Annotated in this window: 23 protein-coding genes and 1 tRNA gene; 4 read left to right on the top strand and 20 right to left on the bottom strand. The window is 38.6% G+C overall.

All coding sequences use genetic code 11. The features are described 5' to 3' along the window. Nucleotides 1–23 precede the first annotated feature (23 nt). From J7E77_RS12905 to J7E77_RS12890, 4 genes are all read right to left on the bottom strand, one after another. Entirely contained in the window at nucleotides 24–677 is a 654-nt protein-coding gene (locus tag J7E77_RS12905) for an alpha/beta hydrolase (RefSeq protein ID WP_251028069.1), read from the bottom strand. 181 nt (nucleotides 678–858) lie between these two features. Then, a complete protein-coding gene (locus J7E77_RS12900; protein WP_214714857.1) occupies nucleotides 859–1,644 on the bottom strand; it encodes an alpha/beta fold hydrolase in 786 nt (261 codons plus the stop codon). A gap of 22 nt (nucleotides 1,645–1,666) precedes the next feature. Further along, on the bottom strand, nucleotides 1,667–1,915 hold the full coding sequence (locus J7E77_RS12895; RefSeq protein ID WP_214714856.1) for a hypothetical protein: 249 nt from the start codon (nucleotides 1,913–1,915) through the stop codon (nucleotides 1,667–1,669). Between the two features lie 135 nt (nucleotides 1,916–2,050). Next, a complete protein-coding gene (locus tag J7E77_RS12890) occupies nucleotides 2,051–2,332 on the bottom strand; it encodes a DUF1292 domain-containing protein (protein ID WP_214714855.1) in 282 nt (93 codons plus the stop codon). Between the two features lie 148 nt (nucleotides 2,333–2,480). Between J7E77_RS12890 and J7E77_RS12885 the strand changes: the two genes are divergently transcribed. Continuing rightward, entirely contained in the window at nucleotides 2,481–2,780 is a 300-nt protein-coding gene (locus J7E77_RS12885; RefSeq protein WP_214714854.1) for a hypothetical protein, read from the top strand. A 109-nt stretch (nucleotides 2,781–2,889) separates the two neighbouring features. Here J7E77_RS12885 and J7E77_RS12880 read toward each other — a convergent pair whose 3' ends face one another. Beyond that, nucleotides 2,890–3,801: an LCP family protein gene (locus J7E77_RS12880; protein ID WP_214714853.1), complete on the bottom strand. Its 912-nt coding sequence runs from the start codon at nucleotides 3,799–3,801 to the stop codon at nucleotides 2,890–2,892. A 272-nt stretch (nucleotides 3,802–4,073) separates the two neighbouring features. Between J7E77_RS12880 and J7E77_RS12875 the strand changes: the two genes are divergently transcribed. Next, entirely contained in the window at nucleotides 4,074–4,403 is a 330-nt protein-coding gene (locus J7E77_RS12875) for a spore germination protein (RefSeq protein WP_214714852.1), read from the top strand. Nucleotides 4,404–4,616: 213 nt separating this feature from the next. Further along, nucleotides 4,617–4,702: transfer RNA gene (locus tag J7E77_RS12870), tRNA-OTHER, on the top strand. Between the two features lie 77 nt (nucleotides 4,703–4,779). Here J7E77_RS12870 and J7E77_RS12865 read toward each other — a convergent pair. The 10 genes from J7E77_RS12865 to J7E77_RS12820 form a co-directional block, all read right to left on the bottom strand. Further along, complete coding sequence (locus J7E77_RS12865; RefSeq protein ID WP_214714850.1) at nucleotides 4,780–6,153, bottom strand: nucleoside recognition domain-containing protein; 1,374 nt, start codon at nucleotides 6,151–6,153, stop codon at nucleotides 4,780–4,782. Further along, a complete protein-coding gene (locus tag J7E77_RS12860; RefSeq protein WP_214714849.1) occupies nucleotides 6,128–6,847 on the bottom strand; it encodes a FeoB small GTPase domain-containing protein in 720 nt (239 codons plus the stop codon). The genes J7E77_RS12865 and J7E77_RS12860 overlap by 26 nt, the downstream gene beginning before the upstream one ends. Continuing rightward, nucleotides 6,840–7,091, bottom strand: coding sequence for a FeoA family protein (locus J7E77_RS12855; protein ID WP_168244009.1), 252 nt, complete (start codon nucleotides 7,089–7,091; stop codon nucleotides 6,840–6,842). The genes J7E77_RS12860 and J7E77_RS12855 overlap by 8 nt, the downstream gene beginning before the upstream one ends. A 173-nt stretch (nucleotides 7,092–7,264) precedes the next feature. Next, the gene (locus tag J7E77_RS12850; protein WP_214714848.1) at nucleotides 7,265–9,571 is read right to left on the bottom strand and encodes an ATP-dependent DNA helicase; all 2,307 of its coding nucleotides are present in this window, start codon (nucleotides 9,569–9,571) and stop codon (nucleotides 7,265–7,267) included. Between the two features lie 157 nt (nucleotides 9,572–9,728). Then, a complete protein-coding gene (locus tag J7E77_RS12845; RefSeq protein WP_214714847.1) occupies nucleotides 9,729–10,970 on the bottom strand; it encodes a glutamate-5-semialdehyde dehydrogenase in 1,242 nt (413 codons plus the stop codon). Between the two features lie 6 nt (nucleotides 10,971–10,976). Then, nucleotides 10,977–12,089 carry a glutamate 5-kinase gene (proB, locus tag J7E77_RS12840; protein WP_214714846.1) on the bottom strand — a complete coding sequence of 371 codons (1,113 nt, stop codon included), beginning with the start codon at nucleotides 12,087–12,089 and terminating at the stop codon, nucleotides 10,977–10,979. Nucleotides 12,090–12,436: 347 nt separating this feature from the next. Continuing rightward, on the bottom strand, nucleotides 12,437–13,042 hold the full coding sequence (locus tag J7E77_RS12835) for an alpha/beta hydrolase (protein ID WP_214714845.1): 606 nt from the start codon (nucleotides 13,040–13,042) through the stop codon (nucleotides 12,437–12,439). Between the two features lie 196 nt (nucleotides 13,043–13,238). Then, nucleotides 13,239–14,087: a DUF3307 domain-containing protein gene (locus J7E77_RS12830; RefSeq protein WP_214714843.1), complete on the bottom strand. Its 849-nt coding sequence runs from the start codon at nucleotides 14,085–14,087 to the stop codon at nucleotides 13,239–13,241. Between the two features lie 26 nt (nucleotides 14,088–14,113). Next, the gene (locus J7E77_RS12825; protein ID WP_214714841.1) at nucleotides 14,114–14,911 is read right to left on the bottom strand and encodes a hypothetical protein; all 798 of its coding nucleotides are present in this window, start codon (nucleotides 14,909–14,911) and stop codon (nucleotides 14,114–14,116) included. Nucleotides 14,912–15,071: 160 nt separating this feature from the next. After that, nucleotides 15,072–17,315, bottom strand: coding sequence for an AAA domain-containing protein (locus J7E77_RS12820; protein WP_214714839.1), 2,244 nt, complete (start codon nucleotides 17,313–17,315; stop codon nucleotides 15,072–15,074). 107 nt (nucleotides 17,316–17,422) lie between these two features. Here J7E77_RS12820 and J7E77_RS12815 point away from each other — a divergent pair, with 107 nt between their 5' ends. After that, nucleotides 17,423–18,328, top strand: coding sequence for a hypothetical protein (locus J7E77_RS12815; RefSeq protein ID WP_214714837.1), 906 nt, complete (start codon nucleotides 17,423–17,425; stop codon nucleotides 18,326–18,328). A 61-nt stretch (nucleotides 18,329–18,389) separates the two neighbouring features. Here the strand turns inward: J7E77_RS12815 and J7E77_RS12810 are convergent, their stop codons facing one another. The 5 genes from J7E77_RS12810 to J7E77_RS12790 form a co-directional block, all read right to left on the bottom strand. Next, nucleotides 18,390–19,745 (bottom strand): aspartate aminotransferase family protein, encoded by a 1,356-nt coding sequence (locus J7E77_RS12810; RefSeq protein WP_214714835.1) that lies wholly within the window; start codon nucleotides 19,743–19,745, stop codon nucleotides 18,390–18,392. 59 nt (nucleotides 19,746–19,804) lie between these two features. Beyond that, nucleotides 19,805–21,271 carry a CoA-acylating methylmalonate-semialdehyde dehydrogenase gene (locus tag J7E77_RS12805; RefSeq protein WP_214714832.1) on the bottom strand — a complete coding sequence of 489 codons (1,467 nt, stop codon included), beginning with the start codon at nucleotides 21,269–21,271 and terminating at the stop codon, nucleotides 19,805–19,807. Between the two features lie 157 nt (nucleotides 21,272–21,428). Further along, nucleotides 21,429–23,057 carry a PucR family transcriptional regulator gene (locus J7E77_RS12800; RefSeq protein ID WP_214714939.1) on the bottom strand — a complete coding sequence of 543 codons (1,629 nt, stop codon included), beginning with the start codon at nucleotides 23,055–23,057 and terminating at the stop codon, nucleotides 21,429–21,431. A gap of 354 nt (nucleotides 23,058–23,411) precedes the next feature. After that, a complete protein-coding gene (locus tag J7E77_RS12795; RefSeq protein ID WP_214714830.1) occupies nucleotides 23,412–23,630 on the bottom strand; it encodes a hypothetical protein in 219 nt (72 codons plus the stop codon). Nucleotides 23,631–23,680: 50 nt separating this feature from the next. Next, a complete protein-coding gene (locus J7E77_RS12790; RefSeq protein WP_214714828.1) occupies nucleotides 23,681–25,153 on the bottom strand; it encodes an NCS1 family transporter in 1,473 nt (490 codons plus the stop codon). Nucleotides 25,154–25,276 lie beyond the last annotated feature (123 nt).

Here is a 25,276-nt window from a genome sequence, read left to right as displayed (position 1 = left end):
TTTCATTTCCCCTTAGTTGTTTTTTAAGATTCTACTTTTTCCAATAACCAGTTCATAAAATCCTTATGGTTTTCCAATGAAACTGTATGTCCTTCTTGATAAGTTATAAAGGTGACATCTGCCCCCAACTCATGAAAATACTCATTATTTGCCAAACCCCATTCGAATGGAAGTACCTGATCCATCTCGCCATGGGAAATAAATAACGATAGTTTATCAACTGGCTTTATGTTGTATTCTTCTTTTACAAAAGCGGGAATGTAGCCACTTAAAGCAATAATGCCCTTAATTTGATTTCCCAATGTTAATCCTAGGGTCATCGATAGGATTGCTCCCTGGCTGAAGCCAAGTAAGAACAATTGACTCTCATCGATAGGGTATTCGCTGCATGCATATTCAATAAAGGTAGTAAGTTTACTGATTCCTTCATCGAACACTTCTCGATGTGGTTTTCCATATCCTTGAATCGTAAAATACGCAAATCCTGGTGGTTGTGAAAGATGCCCGCGAACACTGAAAATGTAAAAGCGATCTTCTAGTCCATTAACTAAAGACAGCATATTCTGCTCATTACTGCCGATTCCGTGCATTAGAAATAAGGCAGGATATGTTTTACCTGGTTCCGTTTGTGCTGGTCGACGAAGTTCATAAATCATCGGTGAATTCAATTTCCTCATCCCTTCTTATCACGAGTATGTTTATTAAAACGGTTATTGTTTTTAAATATGAACTTTTGTTGTTTATAGGATAACAAGTAATTAACCAGATTGTCAATTATTTTTTCTTTAATATAGAATTATGTTTTTTATTGGTAAACACAAATAAAATAAGGAACCGGATTGGTTCCTCTAAGAAGACTTAGATAGTCGATAAATATCCCTGAATCTCTGAAATAAGATCCAAAGGATTTTCATACATACTCATATGTCCCGAATCTTTTATTAATGAATGTTTAATATTGGCTTTGCTAACCGAAAATGTCTTTTCTGAAGGGATAATTTGATCTTGTTCTCCCGCGATTAAAAGGATCGGCACTTCAGAAGTTTCTAAAACACGATTGCGGTCTGGCCGGTCCTTCATCGCATGTAGTGCATCTATAGCGCCTTCTGCTGAAGTAGAATAGCCTATCTCCATTGCTGTTCCGACATAATTCTCATCTTGATTTTCCGGCGAGAATAGTTTTGGTACCAAACCGTCGATCAGCGAATAGATTCCCGACTGGTTGACTTTTTCAATATTGGCTTGCCTGCCTTTTTTCGCCTCTTCCGAATCTGGAAAGGCCGTTGAATGTATAAGCGAATACCCGTTTAATTGACCGCCATACTTTTCTGCGAAGGCAAGGGTGATATAGCCGCCTAATGAGTGACCAAACATCGTTACTTCCGATAGGTTTAATTGATCCAAAAGGTTTTTCATTTGATCCGCAATATTTTCAATCGTGCTCTTACCTTTTAGAGGACTTGACTGTCCATGTCCAGGGAGATTAGGGGCAATCACCCGATAGTCTGTTGACAGCGCAGGGATGACATGTTCCCAATATCCGGAGCCTCCACAAAAACCATGCAGAAGAACAATTGGTTTCCCTTCACCTTTATCTATGTATGCGATCGATGAATCATTAAGAGTAAGTTTCTTAAGTTCCATATAGTTTCCACTCCAGAGTTTTTTAGCTAATTTGCTCTTCAGAATTATCCGAATGTAATAAGATTCTTTTATTTGGAATATGCGTTAAGTTTGATTTTTTCAATAAATAACTTAAGTGTTCTATTGGCATGGAGCCATGACCTTTGCTATCAGCCAGAGTGAATTGGACGGTGACTCCGTTATAACTTTTGACCGTCAATGATTCAGCGGAATTGAAAAAACCTTTAATACCTTGAGAAATTTGATATTTCATGCCTTCTTCTATTAACATTACATTGCTCCTTTATAGGTATTCATCATAAGTAGTATGCCATGGAAGTTCATATACATACATAATTTTTCCAATTTCAAGTCATTGAAAATAAAAAGAGAGATTCATTAATCCCTCCACTTGACCCCAAGTATATTACTCTTCCATTCCTTCTTCCTCGTCCATCATTTCATCAAACGCAGTTGAAACTTTGTCGAACTCTTCATCACTTTCAATGGCGGAAAAATCACCATCTGCATCCACCTTTAGAAAAAAAATATCAATATCTTCATCAGATTCTTGTCTAACATCTTCGGCAAATCCAACTGCAACATAGTCATTTCCTTCTATATTCATTACCCCTAGCACTTCAACTTCTTGTTCCTCATCGTTCTCATCACTGATAGTAAAAATTTCGCCTACTTCAACTTTACTCATCTATACGTTCCCCTTTCATATAAAAAGTATATTCTTATCATAGTATCCCCTAAAAAGAAGAGGTTTAATTCGAAAAAATGTATTACCACTGTTTATTCGACAAAAATCTTATATAATTAGTTCATAATGCATTTTAAGGAGATTTTATATGAATCAAAAACAGTTAGAAGAAAAGATTATCGAAAACTATCGCGGTGAAGAGAAAATGATGATTCTTGTATTTGCTCAATGGTGCGTGAATCATGATCTGGATCCGGAAGAGTTATATTTGCAAGCCTATCCGAATCAGTCCTCCAATCCTGCCTTAAAAGAAGCCATTGAGCTAACCGTTTCGAAAGAAGAAGCGGGAGAAGTAGGTGACCAGACGTTGCTCGGTGTATTAGCGTTGTTTGGCAACGATGATCTGGCTTTAATTGTTACGGAGGAGATAAACAAACTGAGAAAATAAGATTTGTGTGAGTTTTGGGTGGTTTTGTGCAGATTAGAAAGGTTTTTGTGCACGACTGATATAACAAAAAAAGCAGACATGCTACCGAGCTTATGTCTGCTTTTTGTTATTAATAATGATACTCTCTGTTAACTGGTGAAGGCTTCAGTAAGAAATCCTTTAAAGCCTCTCGATTTGCCTCCATGTTTATTTCAAGAACGACTCCAGCATGAGGATAGGTTTTATTTACATAGCTATTTTGGATTGGGATCCGTAACCTATCGATATTCTTGATTGGATAAAAGACCAATTTAGATAATACCGATAATATCTCTCCTTTGTCCATATCTGACTCTACATGATTTAAACTCTCCTCCACAAAATCTGGTAGAGCTGCTAACGACTCAAAATGACTAAACTTATTTTTTAATTGTTCCTTTACCTTGACAATGACTTCCTGTTGTCGTTTCACTCGGCCAAAATCACTCTCGTCATCATGTCTAAACCGGACATATTTTAACAATTCTCTTCCTTTCAGTGCATTTTCTCCAGGCTTTACGTTCATTTGGAAATCGTCAATCATCTTTTGACTAACATTCACAGTTATACCTTCTGGAGCAATCAGGTCAATGAAGTTCGCAAACCCTTCAAAATCAATGGAAACGGAGTGATCCACTTTAATTCCGAAATTTTGATAAATAGTCTTTTTTAATAATTCATTTCCGCCAATAAAATAGGCCATGTTGAGCTTATCATAACCTTTTCGATGCCCAGGAATTTTGACATAACTGTCTCTCATTAAGGAAATTAACTTGATATTTCCTTCTTTAGGAGCATATTGGGCTATAATGATTGCATCTGAGAAGGAATGAGGTTCGCCTCTTGAATCACTCCCAATCAACAGAAAATTCATGGTTCCTTTTTTGTCTTTTTGATTTGTACTATCTTCAATTTTTGATGGTGAAGTGGGTTGGACTTGATTTTGGTCACTTAAATTTCCAGCTGAACAGCCTCCTAATAAAATAGAAAATAGAATTATCATGAATATTCTCAAGCTTTTCACCAACTTTCAATAATATTCGCTCAAAGATAATCATTGCATATACTTAATTTCTCATTTTTTACTTTTGATATTCCTCCTTTTGTTAATCTTTCCTTGCATTTTCTTAATGATCATGGATAATTTGCATAAAATTTCCTATTCTACACATAATTAGAAAAAAGTATTTTGAGGGATATCAATGACACCTAAGGAAGAACAATCTGACATGTGAACAAATTCACATAAATCCGACGAGGAAAATTGGCTTACCCGTGCCTGAACTGCTTATAATCGAAATGAAAGTTGGCGAACTTTCAAAAACAAATATTGCGGTTATATATTTGGATGGGGTCGCCGATTCAGAAAATGTTAACACGGTGGTTCAAAGTATAAACGATGTTCAAAATGATCATATTCAGGACAGTGCCTATGTTTCTTCCATGATTGAAGACAATTCAAATTCTTTATTTCCCCAATCCATATCAACTGAGCGAGTAGATCGGGTAGCTGCAGGTTTAACTGAAGGGAAAATTATCATTGCAGTGGATGGTTCCCCAAATCTAGTCATTGTTCCTATTACTAGAAAAAAGCACTATAAATGATTCGGAAATTTCAAAATCATAAGGTAGACCCCTTGGGTTTAGGTGCTACTTTTAAAGAGCATTCTCGCAGTTTTAATGAAAAAAATGGAATCGACTTTATCCCACTACAAAAGTGCATGTAAATGTAAAGGTAGATATCAAACAAACTGGGATTGTGAAATAATTTGTTAAATGAATTGGATATTTTTCAAAAACATGGTCAAAATAAAATCAGGGCTTGTAGCTCAAGTGGTAGAGCAACCTGTAGTCCTTCTTGTTGACTGCAGAGTGTCTTGTGGGTTCAAATCCCATCAAGCCCTTTTACTTTTTAACCAAGGAACAAATATCTTCCAAAATGAGTAAAGGGACTGACAAAAATGTCAGTCCCTTTTAAAGATTATAATAAGCCAAAGTATCTCACAGTCTGTGTAATAATAAGTGGAACAAGTATCGCGATAACCGTCGGAATTAAAAAGGCTAGGAAGGTCCATTTCTTACTCTTCGTTTCTTTATAAATATTAAGTAAGGTCGTACCGCACGGATAATGAAGAAGCGAAAATAACATCATATTTAGTGCAGTTAGCCACGTCCAACCGTGATCAAGAAAGATTTTCTTCAAATCTACCATGCTATCAACTTCGGTTAAAGATCCTGTTGATAAATAACCCATCAATAGGATTGGAAGAACAATTTCGTTTGCTGGTAACCCTAAAATAAACGCCATCATGATGTATCCGTCAAGGCCAAGCATTTTTCCAAATGGGTCCAAAAACTCAACAGCATACATCAAAATACTGGTATCACCAATGTAAATATTCGCAAACACCCAAGTTAAAATCGCTGCTGGAGCAGCAACTTTAACGGCGCGAACTAACACAGACCAGGACTTTGTTAAAGATGAGCGAATCACGGTATCAAATATCTTCGGTTTACGGTAAGGCGGTAGTTCTAATGTGTAATGAGTTGGTACTCCTTTAAGGGCCGTTTTCGAAAGAACCCAAGAAACAAAAAAGGTAACCACTATACCAAATAAAACAATACCGACAACGACCCCTGTGGTAACAAGTGAAGCTACACCACCTGTAAAATTGGCAGCCATGAATAACGAAGCTAAAACAATTAAAGTTCCCCACCTGCCGTTACATGGAACAAAGTTGTTTGTAAGGATGGCCAGCATCCGCTCTCTTGGAGATTCAATAATCCTTGTTGAAATAACGGCGGCAGCGTTGCAGCCAAATCCCATCGCCATTGTTAACGACTGCTTACCATGCGCTCCAACCCTTTTAAAGAGACGATCCATATTAAACGCTACTCGAGGTAGATAACCATAATTTTCAAGAAGTGAAAAGGTTGGAAAAAAGATGGCCATCGGCGGCAGCATGACGCTGATAACCCAAGTCGTTCCCCGATATAATCCGAGAACAAGAACTCCATGAAGCCAATCAGGAGCATGCAGGAAGGTAAAAAATGATGTAATATACCCCTCTAAGAATCCAAAAAACTCAGCTAACATGGAGGATGGAATATTTGCTCCAGCGATTGTTAAATAAAAGAGAACTCCTAACATAGTAATCATGATGGGAAAACCAAAAATAGGTGATGTAAAAACCGCATCCAGTTTTTCGGTTCGAGTATCCCTTTTTGATTGTGTATAGGTAATTCCTTCATGACATAATTTATGACTGCGATCGTAGAGGTTTTGAACAATGTCATCTCTCAGCTTTGGTGTCGACAGCTCCTGAGCTTCAGCATAAAGCTTTTGAATACTCATTCTCTAAACCACCTCCTGCAACCAATCGGTTGCTAATTTCATTAAGTAATGTTTCGTCTCCATCTAGCAACCTCAAAGAAACCCAACGAGCGGATAATTGATCGCCAACAAATTCACGTACTTTAGGTTCAATTTTTTTAATCTTGGCTTCGATCTCAGCAGGATAAGACACTTGAACTGGGTTGCATTCAATCGCCCCTGTCACAATTCGATCAATGGTATCTAAGAGCATAGGGAATCCCTTTTTGTTCCTGGCAGAAATCTTGATAACAGGAACTCCCAACCGATTGGTCAACAATCGTTCATTAATTTGAATTCCTTGTTCTTCCGCAACATCAATTAAATTGATACAAATGACAACATTTGTTGTCATCTCTAATACCTGCAAAGCAAGATTAAAATTCCGCTCTAATGAAGTCGCATCTAATACCACAACCGTCACATCTGGTTTTTCAAAAACGATATAATTTCGAGCTACTTCTTCATCCGTTGAATTCGAGAAAAGTGAGTAGGTGCCAGGAAGGTCAATAAGATTAAACGTTTTATCTTTATGCTGAACAGTCCCGTGTGCAAGTGAAACGGTTTTTCCTGCCCAATTCCCTGTATGTTGTCTGAGGCCGGTTAAGGCATTGAACAAGGTACTTTTCCCCGTATTCGGATTTCCAGCTAAGGCAATTCGATATTCTTTACCCATTAGATACCAACTCCCCCTCTATTTTTGAGCTTTCCTCTCTTCGTAGTGCGATGGTTGTTTGACTGACACGAAAAGCAATTGGATCTCCTAACGGACTTTTCCGGATAACCTCTACGAGCGCTCCATTCACAAATCCTAAATCTAATAATCTTCTTCTCATGACACCCTCTAGATTTATATCAGTTATTTTTATTAAATTTCCTTTTTGACCATTTACAAGTTTGATAATTTTAGGGTTATCCATCTCTCTTTCCCCGCCTTCAAAGTTTTTACCTTGTGCAACTTTTTATTAATTATATGTTTAATTTCCAAAATTGTCACCTTATTTGTAAAAATAAATATTATCTGCGTGTTGGAAACTAGGATTTTATCAAAAATTTAACTAAAAAAGCCCTTATGGATATTTTCCATAAGGGTTTATTTGCCTTTTAATAGAGGTGTTTGTGGAGAACCAACTGTATACTGCTGCCATTCCAGCGGCATGAGCATTTGATACTGCCGCTCCAGGAATCGGTCATCAATCAATACGATGGTTCCATGGTCCTCCTCCGAGCGAATCAACCTACCCCCTGCTTGCAGCACTTTATTCATGCCAGGATATACGTAGGCATAGTCATAACCGTTTTTGTCTTTTTGATAAAAATGTTCCTTAATAAGGTTCCGTTCAAAACACAGCTGTGGCAATCCTACACCAACAACCACCACCCCATTTAAACGATCTCCAATTAAATCGACACCCTCCGAAAAAATGCCACCGAGGACTGCGAAGCCCAGTAATGTTTCTGTTTGATTGGGTTTAAATGCCGCCAAGAAATCTTCCCTTTCAGTTTCGGTCATCCCTGATGCTTGGATGATCGTATTGGTTTCTTGGTCTTGTTGCTTGAACTGGTCATAAACAATAAGTAAATACTGATAGGATGGGAAAAAGATAAAGTAATTCCCAGGCCGGTTTTTAATCAAGGCTTGGATTGCAGATACAATTGAACGCTTTGTCTGTTCCCGGTCTCGGTAACGAGTAGATAATGGATTGATAAAGACGTCGACTTGATCGCTTGAAAATGGTGAAGGGATGGATATTGCATAATCATCGTCCTGCCCACCAAGGATTTCTTGATAATAGGGTAAAGGAGACAATGTGGCCGAAAAGAATAGTTTTGATCGATAGCCCTTCCCCATTTGTTTAAGAAGCTTTGAAGGATCAATGCAAAAAAGCTTCACGAGTAAATCGTTTTTAATTTTTTCGGCATAAACGACATAATGTTCATCAAGCAACTCGGTAATTTTAAAAAAATTATTTACCACAAAGTATGCTTCCAAAAGAGTTTGTGACGTTTCTGTTTGAAGAACCTGTTCTGCGCTTTCTACAAATTGAATCAGTTGTTCAATTAATTCTTCATCCAAATGATCAATGGTGAATTCATTTTTATCTAGATTTTCTTTTTTGAGAGAAATAAACCAAGCATTTAGCTTGGTTGCAGACTCATATATTGCTTTATTGACACCCTTAAAATCCTTTTTCAATTGGAGAAATAATTCTTTGTTTAAGGTTGCTGAAAACATCTCACGCCCCCGGTCCACCAGATTATGTGCCTCATCGACTAGGAGTGCGGTATGTTTTTTTTGCTCTTCAAACAGACGTTTTAGCGATACCCGCGGGTCGAAAATATAATTGTAGTCACAGATGATACAGTCCACTGTATAGGCAAGGTCAATCGAAAATTCAAATGGACAGACCGTATGTTTCCTTGCATATATTTCAATTACTTCACGGGTCATGCCGGTTTCATGTGTTAGGATATCATGAATCGCGTCATTGATCCGATCATAATAGCCATTTGCAAATTCACAATAATCCTTTTGGCAAATAGTTTCCTCTTTAAAACAAACCTTGTCCTTGGCCGTAATGGTCAGCGTGTTCATACAAAGACCTGAAGAGCGCATTTTTTTAAACGCCTCTTCGGCAGTTGTACGGGTAATCGTTTTAGCCGTAAGGTAGAAAACTCGATTCAGAAGCCCCTCCCCGATTGCCTTTACCGAAGGAAAGAGTGTCGATATCGTCTTGCCGATTCCTGTTGGCGCTTTAGTGAACAGATTTTTTTCATCTAAAATCGTCTTATAAACCACTCCAGCTAATTTCCGCTGTCCCTCGCGATAGGAATCAAATGGGAAGGCTAGCTCTTTACAGCTTCCATTTCGTTTTTCCCGATTCTCATGGAGCAGCTTAGCGTATGGTGCATAGTCTTCTATTACCTGACCAACAAATGCTTCAAGTTCTGAAATCGGGCACTTCTTTTTATAAAATGTTTTCACTTCTGTTTCAACGTGGACATAGGTAAGTTGGACAAAGATTTCCTCTAGCACCTTGTCCTTGGCATACATATAGGCATACATCTTTGCCTGCGCCCAGTGCACAGGATACCCTCCATTTTGTATCTGCTCTGACATCTGTGAAAATGATTTGATTTCGTCGATGATCACTTCATCCCCACGAAACAATAACCCATCACACCTGCCATCAATAAAGAAGGAAAGCTCATCAAATGGGACTTCCGCGTGGAGATACACTTCTTTTTGATCATCTTCTTGATACGTTTTTTGAATCTTTTGATGAATCCTTGTCCCATCCAGAAGCGTCGATTGAGAGCGGAAACGTGAATCAATACTGCCACCCTTGAAAACATGTTCAACGAGCGTTCTTACTGATATAGAAATAGCGTCGGACACTAAAACCACCAACTTACTAGAAAATCATTCATAAGAATATATGTTTGCTTTTACTATTATACCAGTTTTTCCTCTTGAATGGATCGTAACCATCCCATAAATAAAAAAACAAGTAAGGACTAACCAACATCCTTACTTGTTTTCTATTTTTGGATAACTATGACCGAATTTGTCCGGTGCCCCGCACAATCGCTTTTGTCGTTGTTAATGCACGGAGTCCCATTGGTCCACGAGCATGGAGCTTTTGTGTGCTGATTCCAATTTCTGCCCCATATCCAAACTGCTCACCATCGGTGAACCGAGTCGATGCATTATGGTATAACACCGCTGCATCCACTGCCTGAAAAAACAAACCAACATTTTCAGGATTTTCACTGATAATTGCCTCAGAATGTTTTGTTCCATATTGATCAATATGGTCAATTGCTTCCTTCACGTCACTTACCAGTTTTACCGCCAAAATTGGTGCTAAAAATTCTGAGCACCAATCTTCTTCTGTTGCTTGTTTTACAAATGAATAGGCAGAAGCTAATTCTTCATCTCCACGCAACTCCACCCCATGGTCATGAAGCGAACTTAATAATTCAGATGCAAAAGGCCACTTTTTGTGAATAATTACAGTTTCGGCTGCATTACAAACAGATGGACGGTGCAATTTTGCATTAATTGCGATATCTATTGCCATCGTTTCATTTGCTGTTTCATCAATGAAAACATGACAGTTGCCTACACCCGTCTCCAAAACTGGAACCGTAGCGTTTTGGATCACTGATTGAATTAACCCCGCTCCGCCGCGTGGTATGAGAACATCTAGGTATTGATTCAATTTAAACATTTCTGAAGCTGTTTCACGGCTGGTGTCCTCCAATAGTTGAACGGCATCGACAGGTATAGCCGTTTCTGCAAGTGCCTTGCGCATTACATGGACAAGTGCCTTATTGGAATGAATGGCGGAAGAGCTCCCTCTTAAAAGAACTGCATTTCCAGCTTTTAAGCAAAGACTTCCCGCATCAACGGTAACATTGGGTCGTGCTTCATACACCATTCCGACCACCCCGAGCGGGACACGGATCATCTCTATTTGTAAACCATTCGGACGGTCCCATGCTTCGATTATTTCACCAATTGGATCCTTCAAATCAATTAACTGACGAACTCCATCCACGATCTGCTCGATTCTTTCTTCTGTTAACATAAGTCGATCCAAAAGGGACGGTGACAATCCATTTTCTTTTCCCGCTTCAATATCCTTGGCATTTTCAGTAATTAACCATTCTTTTTCAGTTAATAAATGGTCAGCCATCATCAATAACGCATTGTTTTTTTCTTCCGCTGACAGCATTCCCAATTGTTTAGCAGCTTTTTTTAATTTACTGGCTTTTTCTAACAACTCACTCATTCCGTTTCACTCCTTTGGCATTGTGACCCAATTGTCACGATGAATGACTTCTGCTTTTTTATTAATGGAATAATCCTTCGATTGTTCACTTGGCAAGCCTTTTACTTTTAGTAAATTCTTAGAAGAATAATAAATTTGTCCTTTTCCGACAATTTTGCCTTTTTGATTCTGGACAACGACTACATCTAAGGCGTTAAACTCGCCAATGACATTTGTGACACCCACTGGAAGTAAACTTTTGCCCTGGAACACAACGGCCTTTTCCGCGCCATCATCAATTTCGATCACACCACCGACCTGAGAGTGGTAAGCAATCCATTGCTTTCTCATTTGCATTTGCGTCTGGAATGGTCCGCCGATATACGTCCCATCTCCCTTACCAGTTAAAATATCAACCAGTTTTTCCTTTCCAGTACCAGTGCCGACGAAAACACTGACACCAAGGGAAAGAGCTTTTTTTGAAGCTAGTAATTTTGATTTCATTCCACCTGTTCCAACAGAAGAACCGCTTTCTCCGGCAACACCGAGGAGTTTTTCAGATATTTCAGGGATAAAATGATATTTTTTTGCCTCTTTCGATGATTTTGGATTGCCATCATATAAACCATTCACATCTGTTAAAATAATCAATGCATTCGCATGTAAAAACCCACTAACGAGCGCTGAGAGCATATCATTGTCACCGAAAGTCAATTCCTCAATCGCAACCGAATCATTTTCATTAATGATCGGTAAAACACCTTTTTGAAGTAACTCATGAATGGTATTAAAGAGGTTATGGAACCGAACCTGGCTGTAAAAATCTTCACGAGTTAATAGGATTTGGGCTGGCACTATCGCAAACTCTTTAAATAACTGTATATAATTCTGCATCAACAACCCTTGTCCCACAGCTGCGGCCGCTTGTTTACCAGCAACTGTCTTTGGACGAGATGGATATCCAAGTGAGCCAAATCCTGCTGCAACTGCTCCGGATGAAATAAGGAGAACATCATGCCCTTGCTCTTTCAAAAAGGCAAGTGCCTCTACATGGTCTCGTATTTTCTCTTCAGAAATTGTTCCTGAGGCATTTGTGAGCGAGCTGCTCCCAATCTTAACAACCACCAGCTGTTTTTTCATAGCATTCCGAACCTTTCTTTTTGTAAAATAAAAAAACGACTCTTCTGTCCTAAAAAAAAGGACGGAAAGTCGTTTCCGCGGTACCACCTTTATTGATGCCATGCACCCACTTTAATCCCGTAACGAGGGTGACGGCTTATGTTTGCATAAGCAGCGTGTGAGGGCAGGTTCAGACTTTTTTCCGTGAGAAACCTTTCAGCCAACGGGTTTCACTCTCTATCACGTTCCAAAGATTTACTAATCCCAAACTGTTTTCGATTTATATTTCTTTGATTATCCTTAGAAATTGGATAAAAGTCAATAGAATATTTTAAATTATTGAAAAAAGAGCTAAATAGATTAGCTCTTTAAATGAGTTTTTTATACCATTGCGCTGCTGCCTCAACTTCATCAACGGTTAATTGATGTCCATTATGCTCCCAATGAAGATGGACCTTCGCCTGAGCCTGCTCCAACATCTTTTCGAGTTCACCTGATTCCAATGGTGAACAAATAGGATCATTTGTTCCAGCACCAATAAATACGGATGTTCCTGATAAATCAGGCAAAGAAATCCCTCTTAAAGGAACCATAGGATGATGGAGAATTGCTCCTTTTAAGGCATCTTGATAATGGAACAACAAACTGGCAGCAATATTCGCACCATTTGAATACCCAATCGCAATGACATTGTTTCGATCAAATTCATATTTTTTAGCTGCATCATCTAGAAATTCATATAATTCTTTTGTGCGAAAAATAAGATCCTCTTCATCAAAAATACCCTCCGCTAATCTTCGGAAAAAACGCGGCATCCCATTTTCAAGGACATTTCCACGCACACTTAGAAAAGAAGCCTCCTCATCGATTTTACCTGCTAAAGGAATCAAATCTAATTCTGTTCCGCCTGTCCCATGCAGCAATAAAAAAGTTGGTTTGCTTGCGTCTTTCCCTTTTTGAAAAATATGTTTCATCGTCGTCCGTCCCCTTCCTCAAGCTAAAAAGTTTCCTTACAGTTATTGTTAGAAACTTGGTCATTTCCTAATCGTCCTAAAATGTTCATCTTTTTTAAAAATATCTCGAATACGAGATAATAGTAATACTAAATGATTTTTCCGTCAACTTTTTTGAAACCTTTCGATAAATAATAAAAAAGCACCCACTCAATGCTTACGTAATTACTACTTTTAACAAAATACCAAGTGTGATTCCTAGAAACATTGAGGAAAGTGTTCCCAGCAGAAAATATTCTGCCCAGTCCCTGTCATCCATTTGTTTAAACCGGGCAATCGATTTGGCAGTGACAATAAATCCTATTGCTGGATAGGCACTATAAAACGTTAGCAATAAAACTAGTAATCTCTCAATATAGCCGATTAATTTGCCACGCGAAAGTTCATGCTTACTAAAAATAGTATAATTGTATACCTCAGTTAATCCGTTTTTACCCTTATGTACAATCTCTGCTTCATTTCGTTCATTTTTAAATGTATATTTCCCTTCAAAGGTTAAAAGCTGGTTGGGTAAGGTTCCTAGGAGAATTTTGATCATATGCCCGCTTACACTTGTTGCTAAGATGACAATGATGACTATAAATAGCACAGAATCAATAAAATTCAAGTCCGATTGCTTCTGAAAAAAACGTTCAATTTTAAAATCAAAACACAACTCACATACTAAAATAATTACTCCTAGATGCAGTAACTGATCTAGAACGAAGAAACCTAACCGCTTCATGTTTTCTTCGTTATTCATTTTTATATTTTCAAGCAGTTTAATCTTTAATAAATCCACCAAAAGATGCGTCAGCACGATAACAATCAAGGGGATTAATAGGTTTTTAAGGACATTCTCAACATTGAACTGGAAAATCCAGAAACTGATAAGGACAAGTGCAGTCATGAAAAAATGGTGAACGGAATGCTTTCGTAAATTCTTTCGTTTTTCAATGACCATGTCATCTGTTTGTAAATAAAAATCAGCAATTAAGTGTGCAATAACTAGACAGAAAAATAACATGGTTTCTCCTCTCTCTATGCTGGAATCTAAGAATCAATGAGTGTATTTATTCTTCCCTTCAAATCATTCTGGATGCTTTTGGTTAATTTTTCATTTATCTGTTGTGGAATGTTTGTAAATTCAGGGTAGGCCTTTTCCTGTAATGAATGCAGTATACTAATAATTTTTGAAAAAGTATCTAGGATTTCTTCACTATTTCCCTTTTTAAAATGGCTCGATATTGTAGGAGCCGTTCTCCCTAGAAGCTTACCAATCGCCTTTTGCTGATTTAAAATAAGGTAGAGCGAACATACGAGCTCCTGAATTTCCGTTTGACTCCTAATAAATTTTAGCTGCAAATTTAATAACGTATTCATCAGTTTCTCAAATTCATTTCTGAACTGGTGATAAGGTAAGGAGTAATCCATATCACTTGGGTAAAACTGGTCCAGTTCAAACTTAAATAGCGTTCTGTTCTTTTCTTGTTTTATTAAATCATTTGCATATCTTGCCTGTTTGACTAATGGATGGATCCATTTTTCAAGATCCACTTCCTTTAACTCTTTTTCAATATCACCAAAAGCCAAGCCAAAATAAGGCATATGATCCCTGTATCTCCATACCCTGCTTACAAAAAATGCAATCGTATAAGCGGTTGAATAACCAGGTCCAACAAAAATAATTTCATCTCCAGCACGATGCTTTATTTGGGAAGGACCAATATTCTTTGTCCAACAAGTGATCCTGTCGACTAACTCATCCAAATATACAGTGAGTTCCTCCCCCATTTTTTCTGATGAGGAATTGCTTACATCCAGAATAAAAATAGATATAGGATAATTCATTTTTTATCCCCTTTAACCAAATTAATTAGATTATATAATCTAATTTTAATTAAATTAGGTTATTATGTCAAACTATAGACAAATTAGTTCATTTAGTGAAATTATCATTCTGGTTATTTAAAAGTGGAGGGACTCCCCTCCACTCAAACTTATAATACAACTACTCCCGAGCCTGAAACTGTCCCATAAAATACTCACATACCTTCTCTGAATTGAGTCTGGCTGCAATATAAGGCGGTTGTACTCCTTTTGCCGCCTCCACCGGTAAACCTAACCACAAAAGCTGCTCATCAATCATGATAAATGGAAACGACAGGCTTTCGTTCAGCAATTGATTTGGTTGCAACTCCGTCCAAGGCTCTCCTGAAAAGACAGTTAATTTTACAGAATGGCTCCTATTTTTCAGCTTATCCTTCCATTGTGCGGAAAGAAATGTTTGTACTGGTAAAGAAATAATGATCGATGATCTAGCAGAATCAATGTCTCTGAATACTTTCTCTAACTTAAGTGCATGGATCCATTGCAATCTTGGGTGCTGATCCTTTATCCATTTTCCAATATCCTTTGTCCCGATAGTTTGCTGATTTCTTTCTTGATGTTCTACAAGCTGACGCATTGTTTTACGATTATAGACATGCTTCCGGATAAAGGATTGATTGCTGACATGAATGAACTTTCCCTTCGTTCTTGTGATCGCAACATTGATCAACCGTTCACTATCCTTGCCAGTTAGAAGCATCCCAGCCCGTGTTTGTGGCTCACTGTCAACGGTGTCAAAAACCATGACATCACGCTCACTGCCTTGGAATCTGTGTACGGTCGCAGCAATAATATCGGCTGCTAAGAGTTCTTGTTCATATAAATCTGATAGAATCAGCTCCATTAAATTGGCTTGAGCGCGGTATGGTGTGGCATATCCAATCGATCTTGACCCAGCCTGGTAGGATTCATGAATTAATTGAAAAGACAATAATACCTGCCACAAATTCAACCGTGAATTTGACCCCTTTTCTGTCATGCAATGTGCCCCAAGATGACTTGTATCAAGAAGTACCGCTGCCATCCCTGGAAAAGGCGCAAGGTCGACGATTCTTTTTCTACTTTTTAGTACACTTTCATGATCCCCCACAAGCGAATGATAAATGGTCTGATTCGTAAACGCAGAAATATCCGGGTGCATTCTCCGTTGCTCTTTTAATAAAAATAAGTGCGGATGAAGCATCCCATTCTTTACCCAATCGACAACGCCTGCCCGGTGGAAGATGTCCTCTTTTAGCCACATCGTGACTATCGGATCTCGAGAGGAGGCAATTGGAGGTAATTGTTTAAAATCGCCACAAATAATGACACGCTTTCCGAGTGAAGCAGCGAATGCCGCCTGAGGAACATAAGCCATGCTTGCCTCATCAAGGATTACAATCTCAAATTCTTTTTCATAGATGGCTGCATCACCCGCTGCCTTAGCCAATGTTGTCCCGACAATAAACGCATCCTTGATAAATTCAAGTTCCTTATGGCGAATCTTTTCGAGGACCCTGGCAATCTTGGTCTCAAGCTCTAGCAATTGATTTGTGTCCCTTTTACTAAAAGAACGGGCGATATCCTGTTTTAATTTCCGTCTTTCCTCTATTAAAGTTTCTTTATCTTCCGCAAGCTGAGGATCCTCTTTCAGAAGGAGTTGACTTGTTGTAACCGCTTCATGATTGGCGAGTTGCTCTCCTGTATTGAAACCATAGCGGAGCACATCCCCTTCTTGGAAACGTCCCTTCTTATTAATAAAGGTCGAAATCTCACTAATTAGAACATCAACTGCTTGGTTACTGTGTGATAAAATCAACACTTTTTTTTCCTGAAAATACTTATTAGCAGCTACACGAGCCAAGGTGTAGGTTTTACCTGTTCCAGGTGGGCCCCAAACGAAGGTAACGGGGTTGTATTTGGATCGTAAAACTAACTCATGAACATTGCTTTTACTTTTTTCCATCGGATGCTTAGCAGGCATCGAAGGGTCCATCAACCGTTTCACTCTGATTCGTTTTTGCTTATTTTTTTTCATCTCATCGAGACGTTCAATGAGCTGTTCTAGGAGCTCCCAAGGATCGTGAAAAAGCTGCGCTTCATGGATTAAATCTCCGAAAGATTGCTCCAAGGAGAGCATCACTCCTTTACCTTCTGAAGAAAGGACTCGTCCACTCAGTTTCATGCTTCCCCATTCAAGTCGAACCTGAGACCCAATCGGTATACGGATAGAAATAGCGGTATCAAAGTAGTATGTATAGGAACCTTCCGTTGAAAGCAACCTGCCATTTGAAACTTGAAATTTATTACTGCCAAATTTTTTTAAATGGAATATTTCATTTTGAAGTGCCTGCTGCCACTCTTTAATAAAATTTATCACTTTCATAAAAATAATCCCTTCTATATGCATATTCCCTACATATCTTTAATAAAAAAGACCATTGCGCTGCTTCCGAATATTATACATTAAATATATATGGAGGGATATTTCTTATGAGTAATTTTGATTTTCTACAAATAAGCCGGAATTTTAAGAGTTATTATCAAACCCTACGGGATGTCCATTATTATCTAACGAATGATTCTGATTTAAGTGAGGAGGAATTGCAAGCCGTTTCTAAGGTATTGAGTAAATTAATTTATGGATTTATTCGTATTAAAGGAACATCTTTTAGAGAAATGGACCGCGAACAGTTCGAACAAGAATTTAATCTATTTCATCAGGATTTTCTAAAAGTCATCCAAACTAGCGGTGAAAATTATGTGGACTTTGATCAATTCACTGCTCTAATTGATGAAATAATTGGTATCGCTGTTAAGAGGACAAATGCACTTGGAAAAATTATAAAAGTAAAACAACAACCTTTAATCGAAGATGACGAAATGATTGAAGTAACTGAGGATGAAGCGGAATTAAGTAATGAAATTGAGGACAATGTTGCCGATGAAGAAGTGGTGGTTGAGGTGATCGAAGTAATGGATGAAATTAAAGAGGAAGTACCTGAAGTTAGAACTAATAGTTCTGAATTAAAAACTTTTAATACTGAATTAAAAGCTTTTAATACTGAATTTAAAACTCTAAGTCCTGATGTCGAAACTCTAAGTACTGAGGTTGAAACTCTAAGTACTGAGGTTAAAACTTTTAGTACTGATCTAGAAAATTTGAGTATTGATGTTGAAGGTGTCCAAGATGAAACTGGAAATGCTAAGAACAAAAAGCCGCACCAGGATATTGAAGTGGTAGTAGCTGATGTAGTTAAGGAGGTTAAAGTGGCGCCTGTGATGCCTAAAAAAGTGAAAAATAATTTTGTGGATGCTGCCCCAGTTGTTAATACCTTTACCGATTATGAAAGTAGTGACGATTTCCGGTTTCGACCTAGAAGGAGAAAAAATAGATAACCTCTGAAAAAAAGAACCCATGAAATTTACATTTGTAAATACATGGGTTCTTTTTTTATTTTTATCTAATTTTCTGAAGTGACTCCGTAAGTGTTTTGATCAGGAAGGTTAAATCTACCTGCTTAATCGTTAATGGCGGTGCCAATGTTAATACATTGTTATATCCTGCTACTGTTGCGCCATTTTTTCCGATGATAATTCCTTCCTGCTTACAATTGGCGATAACCTGATTGACAAGGTCATTCTCCAATGGTTCCTTGGTCCGCTTATCCTTTACTAATTCAATTCCGATCAATAACCCTTTTCCACGAACATCGCCAACATGGGGATGATCTTGTAAAAGATTCTTCAAATCATTTAAGAGTTGCTCCCCTAAATCACGGGAACGATCAAATAATTTTTCATTTTCCATAATTTCAAGGTTTTTTAAGGCGAGTGCACAAGCAGCTGGATTTCCTCCAAACGTATTGACATGGCGGAAGTAATCATACTCCTCTGTGCCTTTAAATGCTTCGTAAATGTCTTTACGGACAGCTGTAGCGGAAAGGGGCAGGTACGCACTGGTAATCCCTTTTGCCATCGTTATGATGTCTGGCTTCACGCCATAGTTCATATACCCGAATGGCTTTCCTGTACGGCCGAAGCCACAAATAACCTCATCGACAATGAGCAGTGCCCCGTGTTTTTCACATACCTCTTTTGCCGCTTTCATATAGCCATCGGGCGGAATGAGGACACCACCTCCGGTAATAATCGGTTCCATAATCATTGCCGCAATTGTTTCACTTAACTCCCATGTCATGGTCCGGTCAATTTCTTTGACGGAAGACAATTCCTTCGGATCTCCTACATTCGTATCATCCCGGTAGGAATCCGGTGGTGAGACATGAATAAAACCTGGTGCAAGCGGTTCGTACTTGTATTTTCTTTGCGCCTGCCCGGTGGCAGCCAAGGCCCCCATAGAATTCCCGTGATACGCTCGATAGCGGGAGATAATTTTGTAACGATTATGTTCACCCTTTTGCTGATGGTATTGTCTTACTATTTTAAAGGCGGTTTCGTTTGCCTCAGAGCCGCTATTTGAGAAAAAGATGACATATTCATCACCTAACATCTGATTCAGCTTTTCTGCTAGTTTAATTGCTGGAACATGGCTTTGTGAAAGTGGAAAATAGGCCATTTCCTTCAGTTGTTCATAGGCCGCTTCGGCAAGCTCGGTCCTGCCATAACCGACGTTCACACACCAAAGGCCTGCCATCGCATCTAAGTAACGTTTCCCGTCGGCATCAGTCACCCATGACCCTTCAGCCTTGGCTGCAACGATTGTGGCTTTAGGGTTATAAGGCTTCATTGAGTGCCATACATATTTATCATCCTGTTCCAATAAAGTTTCCTGAGGACGACTTGTTTGAACCATCGTGCTTCCCTCCATTTCAAATTATGGTGCCTGACACCAAAAGTAATATTGCCACTTGCTTAACCGTCAAAACGAGAGGTAATCATTTTTTTGCGCGTATAGAAATTTAAGCCGTCTTTCCCGTTTACATGCATGTCACCATAGAAGGAATCCTTCCAGCCCGAAAATGGGAAGAATGCCATTGTTGCTGGTACGCCAACATTTATGCCAAGCATACCTGCTTCTGCTTCTTCACGGAATTGACGGATCGCTTTCGCATTGTTCGTATAGATGGTTGCGCCGTTGCCATACCTGGACTTTCGAATATATTCCAACCCTTCGTCTAAATCATTGGCACGTAGGAGACTTAATACCGGGGCAAAGAGTTCCTCCTTGGCAATTGTCATTTCAGGTGTGACGTGATCAAAAATAGTAGGTCCCAAGAAATTTCCTTCTGGGAGCTCATCCATTTCTCTGCGTCCATCCCTAATCAAATCAGCGCCTTCCGCAAGCCCATTTTCAATATAGCCAAGTACTTTTTCACGGTGTTCCCTACGGATAATCGGTGTTAATAACACTTCATCATCCATTCCGTTACCAATGATAAGTTCATCTGCCTTTTTCTTTAATGCGGCTACAAACGGCTCATTATCACCGACAACAACAACTGCACTGCAGGCCATACAACGTTGTCCCGCACTTCCAAACGTAGAAGTTATCACATGTTGGACAGCCTTATCCATATCTGCATCAGGCATGACAATATGATGATTTTTAGCTCCAGATAGGGCTTGAACTCTCTTTCCTTCTGCAGCAGCTCGCTGATAAACATACTTTGCAACAGGTTGTGAGCCAACAAATGAAATGGCCGCAATGTCCTTATGCTCGAGTAAGCCATTGACAACATCATGAGCACCGTGGACCACATTTAACACGCCTTTTGGTGCACCAGCTTCCATGAACAACTCTGCTAATCTATTAGCTAATATTGGTGTACGTTCAGATGGCTTTAGCACAAACGTATTACCACAAGCGATCGCTAGCGGGAACATCCATAGCGGGACCATCATCGGGAAGTTAAAGGGTGTAATCCCGCCGACAATCCCTACAGGGTATCGGAACATTTCGGAATCAATATCTTCAGCAATACCTGATAACGTTTCTCCCATCATTAAGGTTGGAGCACCTGATGCAAATTCAACACACTCAATCCCGCGCTGGACCTCACCGTAAGCTTCTTTGTATGCCTTTCCATTTTCTAGCACAATTAATCTTGCTAATTCTTTATGGTTTTCAGTTAACAGATGGTGGTATTTAAAAAGAATTCTGGCTCTTTTTGGAACCGGGACATTTTTCCACTCCTTAAAAGCAGCCTTAGCCGCTGCTACTGCTAGATTTACATCCTCTTTCGTTGACACAGGTACCTTTGTTAACAGCTCATTCGTAGCAGGATTGGGTACATCTAGTGTTTGGACGCTGTTCGAGTTCACCCATTCACCGTTAATGAAATTCTTTAAAATGGCCGTATCTTTTTTTATTACACTCATATATATAACCTCCTAATTTTTTTATATATAGTGTTTTGAATTTTCTACCTTGATAGCCTTATAATCTCATTATCTCGTATCTAAACCATGCTTTCATTAGACAAAATGTTAATTGAGGCGAAACAATTCTTTGACGATTTGAATAGTAATTGGACATTTATTCTGTTTTTCTGAAACTGGTATTGCTTGTATTTTGTTGGGAAGCTGATAAGTAATCTTGGACAAGAAGCATGAATTCGATAGCTACTCGTTTTTCATGATCCATAAAGTCTTCTCCCAGAATGTTTTCAAGCTTTTGCAGGCGATGGTACAGTGTTTGCCTGACAATAAAAAGCTTGCTTGCGGCTTCTTGTTTTGATCCATTACATTCTAAATAGACCTTTAATGTCTCTAGCAGCTTGCCATTATATTTTTGATCATATTGAATAACAGGCTGTAAATACTCTGCTGCAATCTCTTTTAGGTTAACGTGTTTACTCATTTGTGAAATAAGACGATATAAATGCAGATCCTCATAAAAATAATAGGTCGCTTTATTGGTCATCTTTTGCTGTATTCGCTGAGTTTCCTTCGCTGTGAGATAACTTCTATGTACTTCATTAAAATTTCCAATAAAATTTCCTACTGCAATCAAGATTTTTGCTGAGCACTGTTTTCTAATAAACTCTGATTCGGTAATGGATTCAATTGCCTTCTTAATCCGTTCCTTTACATTCTTTTTCGTCCGATTATTTACAAGAATGAATGTAAGCTCATTCCTTTTTTCAACAGGAAACACAGTGAAGCCATTCTGTTCAAATACCGAGCGAAATAATAACTTTAAATAGGTAACATCTTGGGTTATTTTTTCTTTTAGAGGAATAAGCTTTGTGATTAAGACCACTGCTTCATTCGTTTTTGTTTTTATCCCGTTCTGGGTAAAATATTCACTAATGCTTTCGAGTGAATGTTCACCCTCAAGCCAGCCGTAAAGCCACTCAAACTCCTCGACGCGCTTTTTTTCTTCGACATACATTTCCCTTAATAAATGCTGGGCCAGTGCTGTTGCGGTACGATCCAAAATCAATAAATCGTATTCACTGATAGGGATATCCTCTGAATAAATAAATAACTCTGCATATTCTTGACCAAATAAGAATATAGGGGCAGACGCTATATGATCACATGGGTGTATTTCGGTCCCTTCAAGCTGGGTCATTAGTTTTTTTTGTTCTGCTTGACTAATTTCCGGGACAAATTCATAGTCCAGATTCTTTAAGCGGAAAATAATTTGTAAATCCAATGCAGAAAAAATGCATTGAAGAATATCACCATAACTCTCCATCGTTAGAAGTCGTTTATTTAAGCTTTGCGAGTAATGCTCTAAATCTGAAATCTTCTGGTATTGCTGGTTAATAATGATTGAGTGGATGTCTTGAGTAATTTTCACAAACGGAACTTCCTGTGTGAAAATAATAATCGGAAATTGATGTTCATTAGCAATATCTATGACTTCCGCTGGGATGGCTGTCATGTATGTCCCCATTTCAATACATAAACCAGCTGCATTGTTTTCAAGAAATTCCATTACCATCGAAACAAATAAATCGGTATTATCTTTCCAGGCAACACCTGTTGCTAGAATAAGTTCATCTCCATTAAGAAGATTTCGAATACTGGTGACCTCGACGATATGAACCCATTTGACGAATCGATGAATACCGTCTTCCCCAGCGATAACCCGTGCATGTTCAAAATGCTTTCGATTTAAAATATCTGCCACCGTTAATTGAAAATGTTCTTTCATCATTTGGCTCTCCTCGCAAAAGTGAAAACAGAATAATAGGTGAAAAAGGATTGGTCCTGCAACCAATCCTTTCACTATATTTCTAGAGTATTATCGGGAAGTATACTTTTATTTCACTAAGCATTGACTCAAATTCATTACGATCTAGAAAGTCTTCAGACTGCCAATTTTCCATGATCCAGGCCACTAATTCTTTAGGAGAGTTGAAGTACTCACCGCTAGAATCAGATTTTCGTATCGTATAACGTCCATTGTCTTCATCTATTGTGACTACACAAGGGTACGCATTATCCTTTGATCTTAAATAGAATTCCAAACTTCCCACCCCTAATATTATCTTTTAACACTTAGCACTCACGAACTTGTGTGATTCTGTTTCAATAAAAGACTAGTAAAATATTTTCGTGCATTTGCTGTTCCAATCAAAAGTGTTTCAAATACATTTCCTTTGGGATGTAAAAATTCAACAGTAGCCCCATTTAAATGTTCTTTAACCCCATTAATTCGATAGCCTTTCTGAATAAAGAAATCAATTTTGTCTCTTTCATCTAGAAATTGCTGATAATCTGACATCCAATCTCCCCCTTTTAATTTCATAAACTATTTGTTATATCCTGTTTTGTTTAATATAAATCTACATTATTTGGAATTTCCTCCATTACTGTTTCAAATGCGTTTTCTTCAATTACCCAATCCCGGCCAACGGAAATACCTAAATATTTCTCGTCGCTCGGATCCACGATTTCTGCCTGAGGATACTTTTGGAACCACCAGTATTTGGCGAGCACATAATACACCCCAGCACCAATGATAAAACCAACTAAAAACCCATAATTCGGAACAAAGTAAGCTGCTACTGCCCCAATAATCCAGGCAATAAATCCAGCTAAATTTACTCCGCCCATATATTTAAATTGGCCATGGTTCTCGTATAATTCTGTTACATTTACACGTCTTTTCCGAAGCAGATAATAATCAGCAAACAATATACCGACTATTGCTGCTAGAATACCTCCGACAAAGAGAAGAACTTGAATAATAACATCAAACAACTGCCATGGCTGAACAATAGTTCCGACAATTCCAGCAGTGATGACCCCTGCCCAAAATGGGAACTTCGGACCGCCCACGTTTGAAAAAATGGTTGCTGCTGGCACAACATTTGCTGCCGTATTGGTCGACCACTGGGCTAGGACAATCATTAACAGTAATATAGCAAGGATAAAGCCGCTTGCTGCCTTTTGGAGTGCGACCACTGGATCAGCGTTTAATACGGCAATATAGGAAACCGCACCAATGACAATCATAAATGTTTGTGTAAGTGGCATTGCGACAAGGTTCCCCATTAAAGAAGCTCTATTTCGCTTAAACCAGTTCTTTTCATTTTTTGGTGCCTTGATGAAGCGTGAAATAGTGGGAATATCTGCACTTAATGTCGCCCAAAAACCCATATTACTAAAAATAACAACTAAAAAGGCTGAAAAAGCAGCGCCGCCGGTTACAGGGGACTCGACCCAACTCCAGACCTCTCTGCCTGCAGCTGTTGCCTGATCTGATAATGACACATACATCCATAGTGAAATAATCAGAATAATAGGTGCGGCTAAATCGGCAAATCGCTCAATCGATTTTATACCAAGTGCAGTATTAATCAGTTGAACCGCCGCAAAGATTAGAAAGCAAACAAACCAATTATCAAAGCCAAATAAAATATTTAAGATACCATTCATCGCCGTCGAGCCAAAGTAAGTATTTACGCCGAACCACATCGATGCCGTTATTCCTCGGGTAATAGAAGGGATATGGGTTCCGATTGTTCCAAACGGTGCTCTCATATAAACAGGGAAGGACAAGCCATGTTCAATTCCGATATCTGAGATCAATGAAATGAAAAATCCAATCGCAAGACTTCCAATGATCGTTGCCAGAATGACCCATGGTAAAGATAAACTCTTAACCCCTGCTCCACCAATCGCAAAGGTGGCAAGTACGACCACCATTCCTACCCACATAAACGAGTAACCTAATTTAGTGATTGTCCTGTCCTTATGGTGAATCGGTAATAAATCTGGTGATTTTAAGTGGCTTTTTTTCATGTGAACACTCCTTGTTTTCGGTTTGATTTTCTAGAATCCTAGACAAATTCAACAAACGGTCAACAAACAATTAATAAGGCAATTGCTCAGCAAATCTGAGCAATTGCAAATAGGAGTAGTTCG

This window comes from Bacillus sp. ISL-77 (genome assembly GCF_018613105.1).
The sequence above is the reverse complement of the archived record's forward strand: the minus strand, read 5'-3'. Positions and strand labels throughout refer to the sequence as shown.

What these genes read in the sequence shown, in the direction of transcription:
- J7E77_RS12820 (WP_214714839.1), bottom strand. Translation starts at nt 17,315, where the DNA reads ATGAAAGTGATAAATTTTATTAAAGAGTGGCAGCAGGCACTTCAAAAT.
- J7E77_RS12825 (WP_214714841.1), bottom strand. Translation starts at nt 14,911, where the DNA reads ATGAATTATCCTATATCTATTTTTATTCTGGATGTAAGCAATTCCTCA.
- J7E77_RS12795 (WP_214714830.1), bottom strand. Translation starts at nt 23,630, where the DNA reads ATGTCAGATTATCAGCAATTTCTAGATGAAAGAGACAAAATTGATTTC.
- J7E77_RS12890 (WP_214714855.1), bottom strand. Translation starts at nt 2,332, where the DNA reads ATGAGTAAAGTTGAAGTAGGCGAAATTTTTACTATCAGTGATGAGAAC.
- J7E77_RS12860 (WP_214714849.1), bottom strand. Translation starts at nt 6,847, where the DNA reads ATGGGTAAAGAATATCGAATTGCCTTAGCTGGAAATCCGAATACGGGG.
- J7E77_RS12800 (WP_214714939.1), bottom strand. Translation starts at nt 23,057, where the DNA reads ATGAAAGAACATTTTCAATTAACGGTGGCAGATATTTTAAATCGAAAG.
- J7E77_RS12895 (WP_214714856.1), bottom strand. Translation starts at nt 1,915, where the DNA reads ATGTTAATAGAAGAAGGCATGAAATATCAAATTTCTCAAGGTATTAAA.
- J7E77_RS12845 (WP_214714847.1), bottom strand. Translation starts at nt 10,970, where the DNA reads ATGAGTGAGTTGTTAGAAAAAGCCAGTAAATTAAAAAAAGCTGCTAAA.
- J7E77_RS12810 (WP_214714835.1), bottom strand. Translation starts at nt 19,745, where the DNA reads ATGGTTCAAACAAGTCGTCCTCAGGAAACTTTATTGGAACAGGATGAT.
- J7E77_RS12815 (WP_214714837.1), top strand. Translation starts at nt 17,423, where the DNA reads ATGAGTAATTTTGATTTTCTACAAATAAGCCGGAATTTTAAGAGTTAT.
- J7E77_RS12885 (WP_214714854.1), top strand. Translation starts at nt 2,481, where the DNA reads ATGAATCAAAAACAGTTAGAAGAAAAGATTATCGAAAACTATCGCGGT.
- J7E77_RS12865 (WP_214714850.1), bottom strand. Translation starts at nt 6,153, where the DNA reads ATGAGTATTCAAAAGCTTTATGCTGAAGCTCAGGAGCTGTCGACACCA.
- J7E77_RS12835 (WP_214714845.1), bottom strand. Translation starts at nt 13,042, where the DNA reads ATGAAACATATTTTTCAAAAAGGGAAAGACGCAAGCAAACCAACTTTT.
- J7E77_RS12790 (WP_214714828.1), bottom strand. Translation starts at nt 25,153, where the DNA reads ATGAAAAAAAGCCACTTAAAATCACCAGATTTATTACCGATTCACCAT.
- proB (WP_214714846.1), bottom strand. Translation starts at nt 12,089, where the DNA reads ATGAAAAAACAGCTGGTGGTTGTTAAGATTGGGAGCAGCTCGCTCACA.
- J7E77_RS12905 (WP_251028069.1), bottom strand. Translation starts at nt 677, where the DNA reads ATGAGGAAATTGAATTCACCGATGATTTATGAACTTCGTCGACCAGCA.
- J7E77_RS12880 (WP_214714853.1), bottom strand. Translation starts at nt 3,801, where the DNA reads ATGATAATTCTATTTTCTATTTTATTAGGAGGCTGTTCAGCTGGAAAT.
- J7E77_RS12855 (WP_168244009.1), bottom strand. Translation starts at nt 7,091, where the DNA reads ATGGATAACCCTAAAATTATCAAACTTGTAAATGGTCAAAAAGGAAAT.
- J7E77_RS12830 (WP_214714843.1), bottom strand. Translation starts at nt 14,087, where the DNA reads ATGTTATTTTTCTGTCTAGTTATTGCACACTTAATTGCTGATTTTTAT.
- J7E77_RS12805 (WP_214714832.1), bottom strand. Translation starts at nt 21,271, where the DNA reads ATGAGTGTAATAAAAAAAGATACGGCCATTTTAAAGAATTTCATTAAC.
- J7E77_RS12900 (WP_214714857.1), bottom strand. Translation starts at nt 1,644, where the DNA reads ATGGAACTTAAGAAACTTACTCTTAATGATTCATCGATCGCATACATA.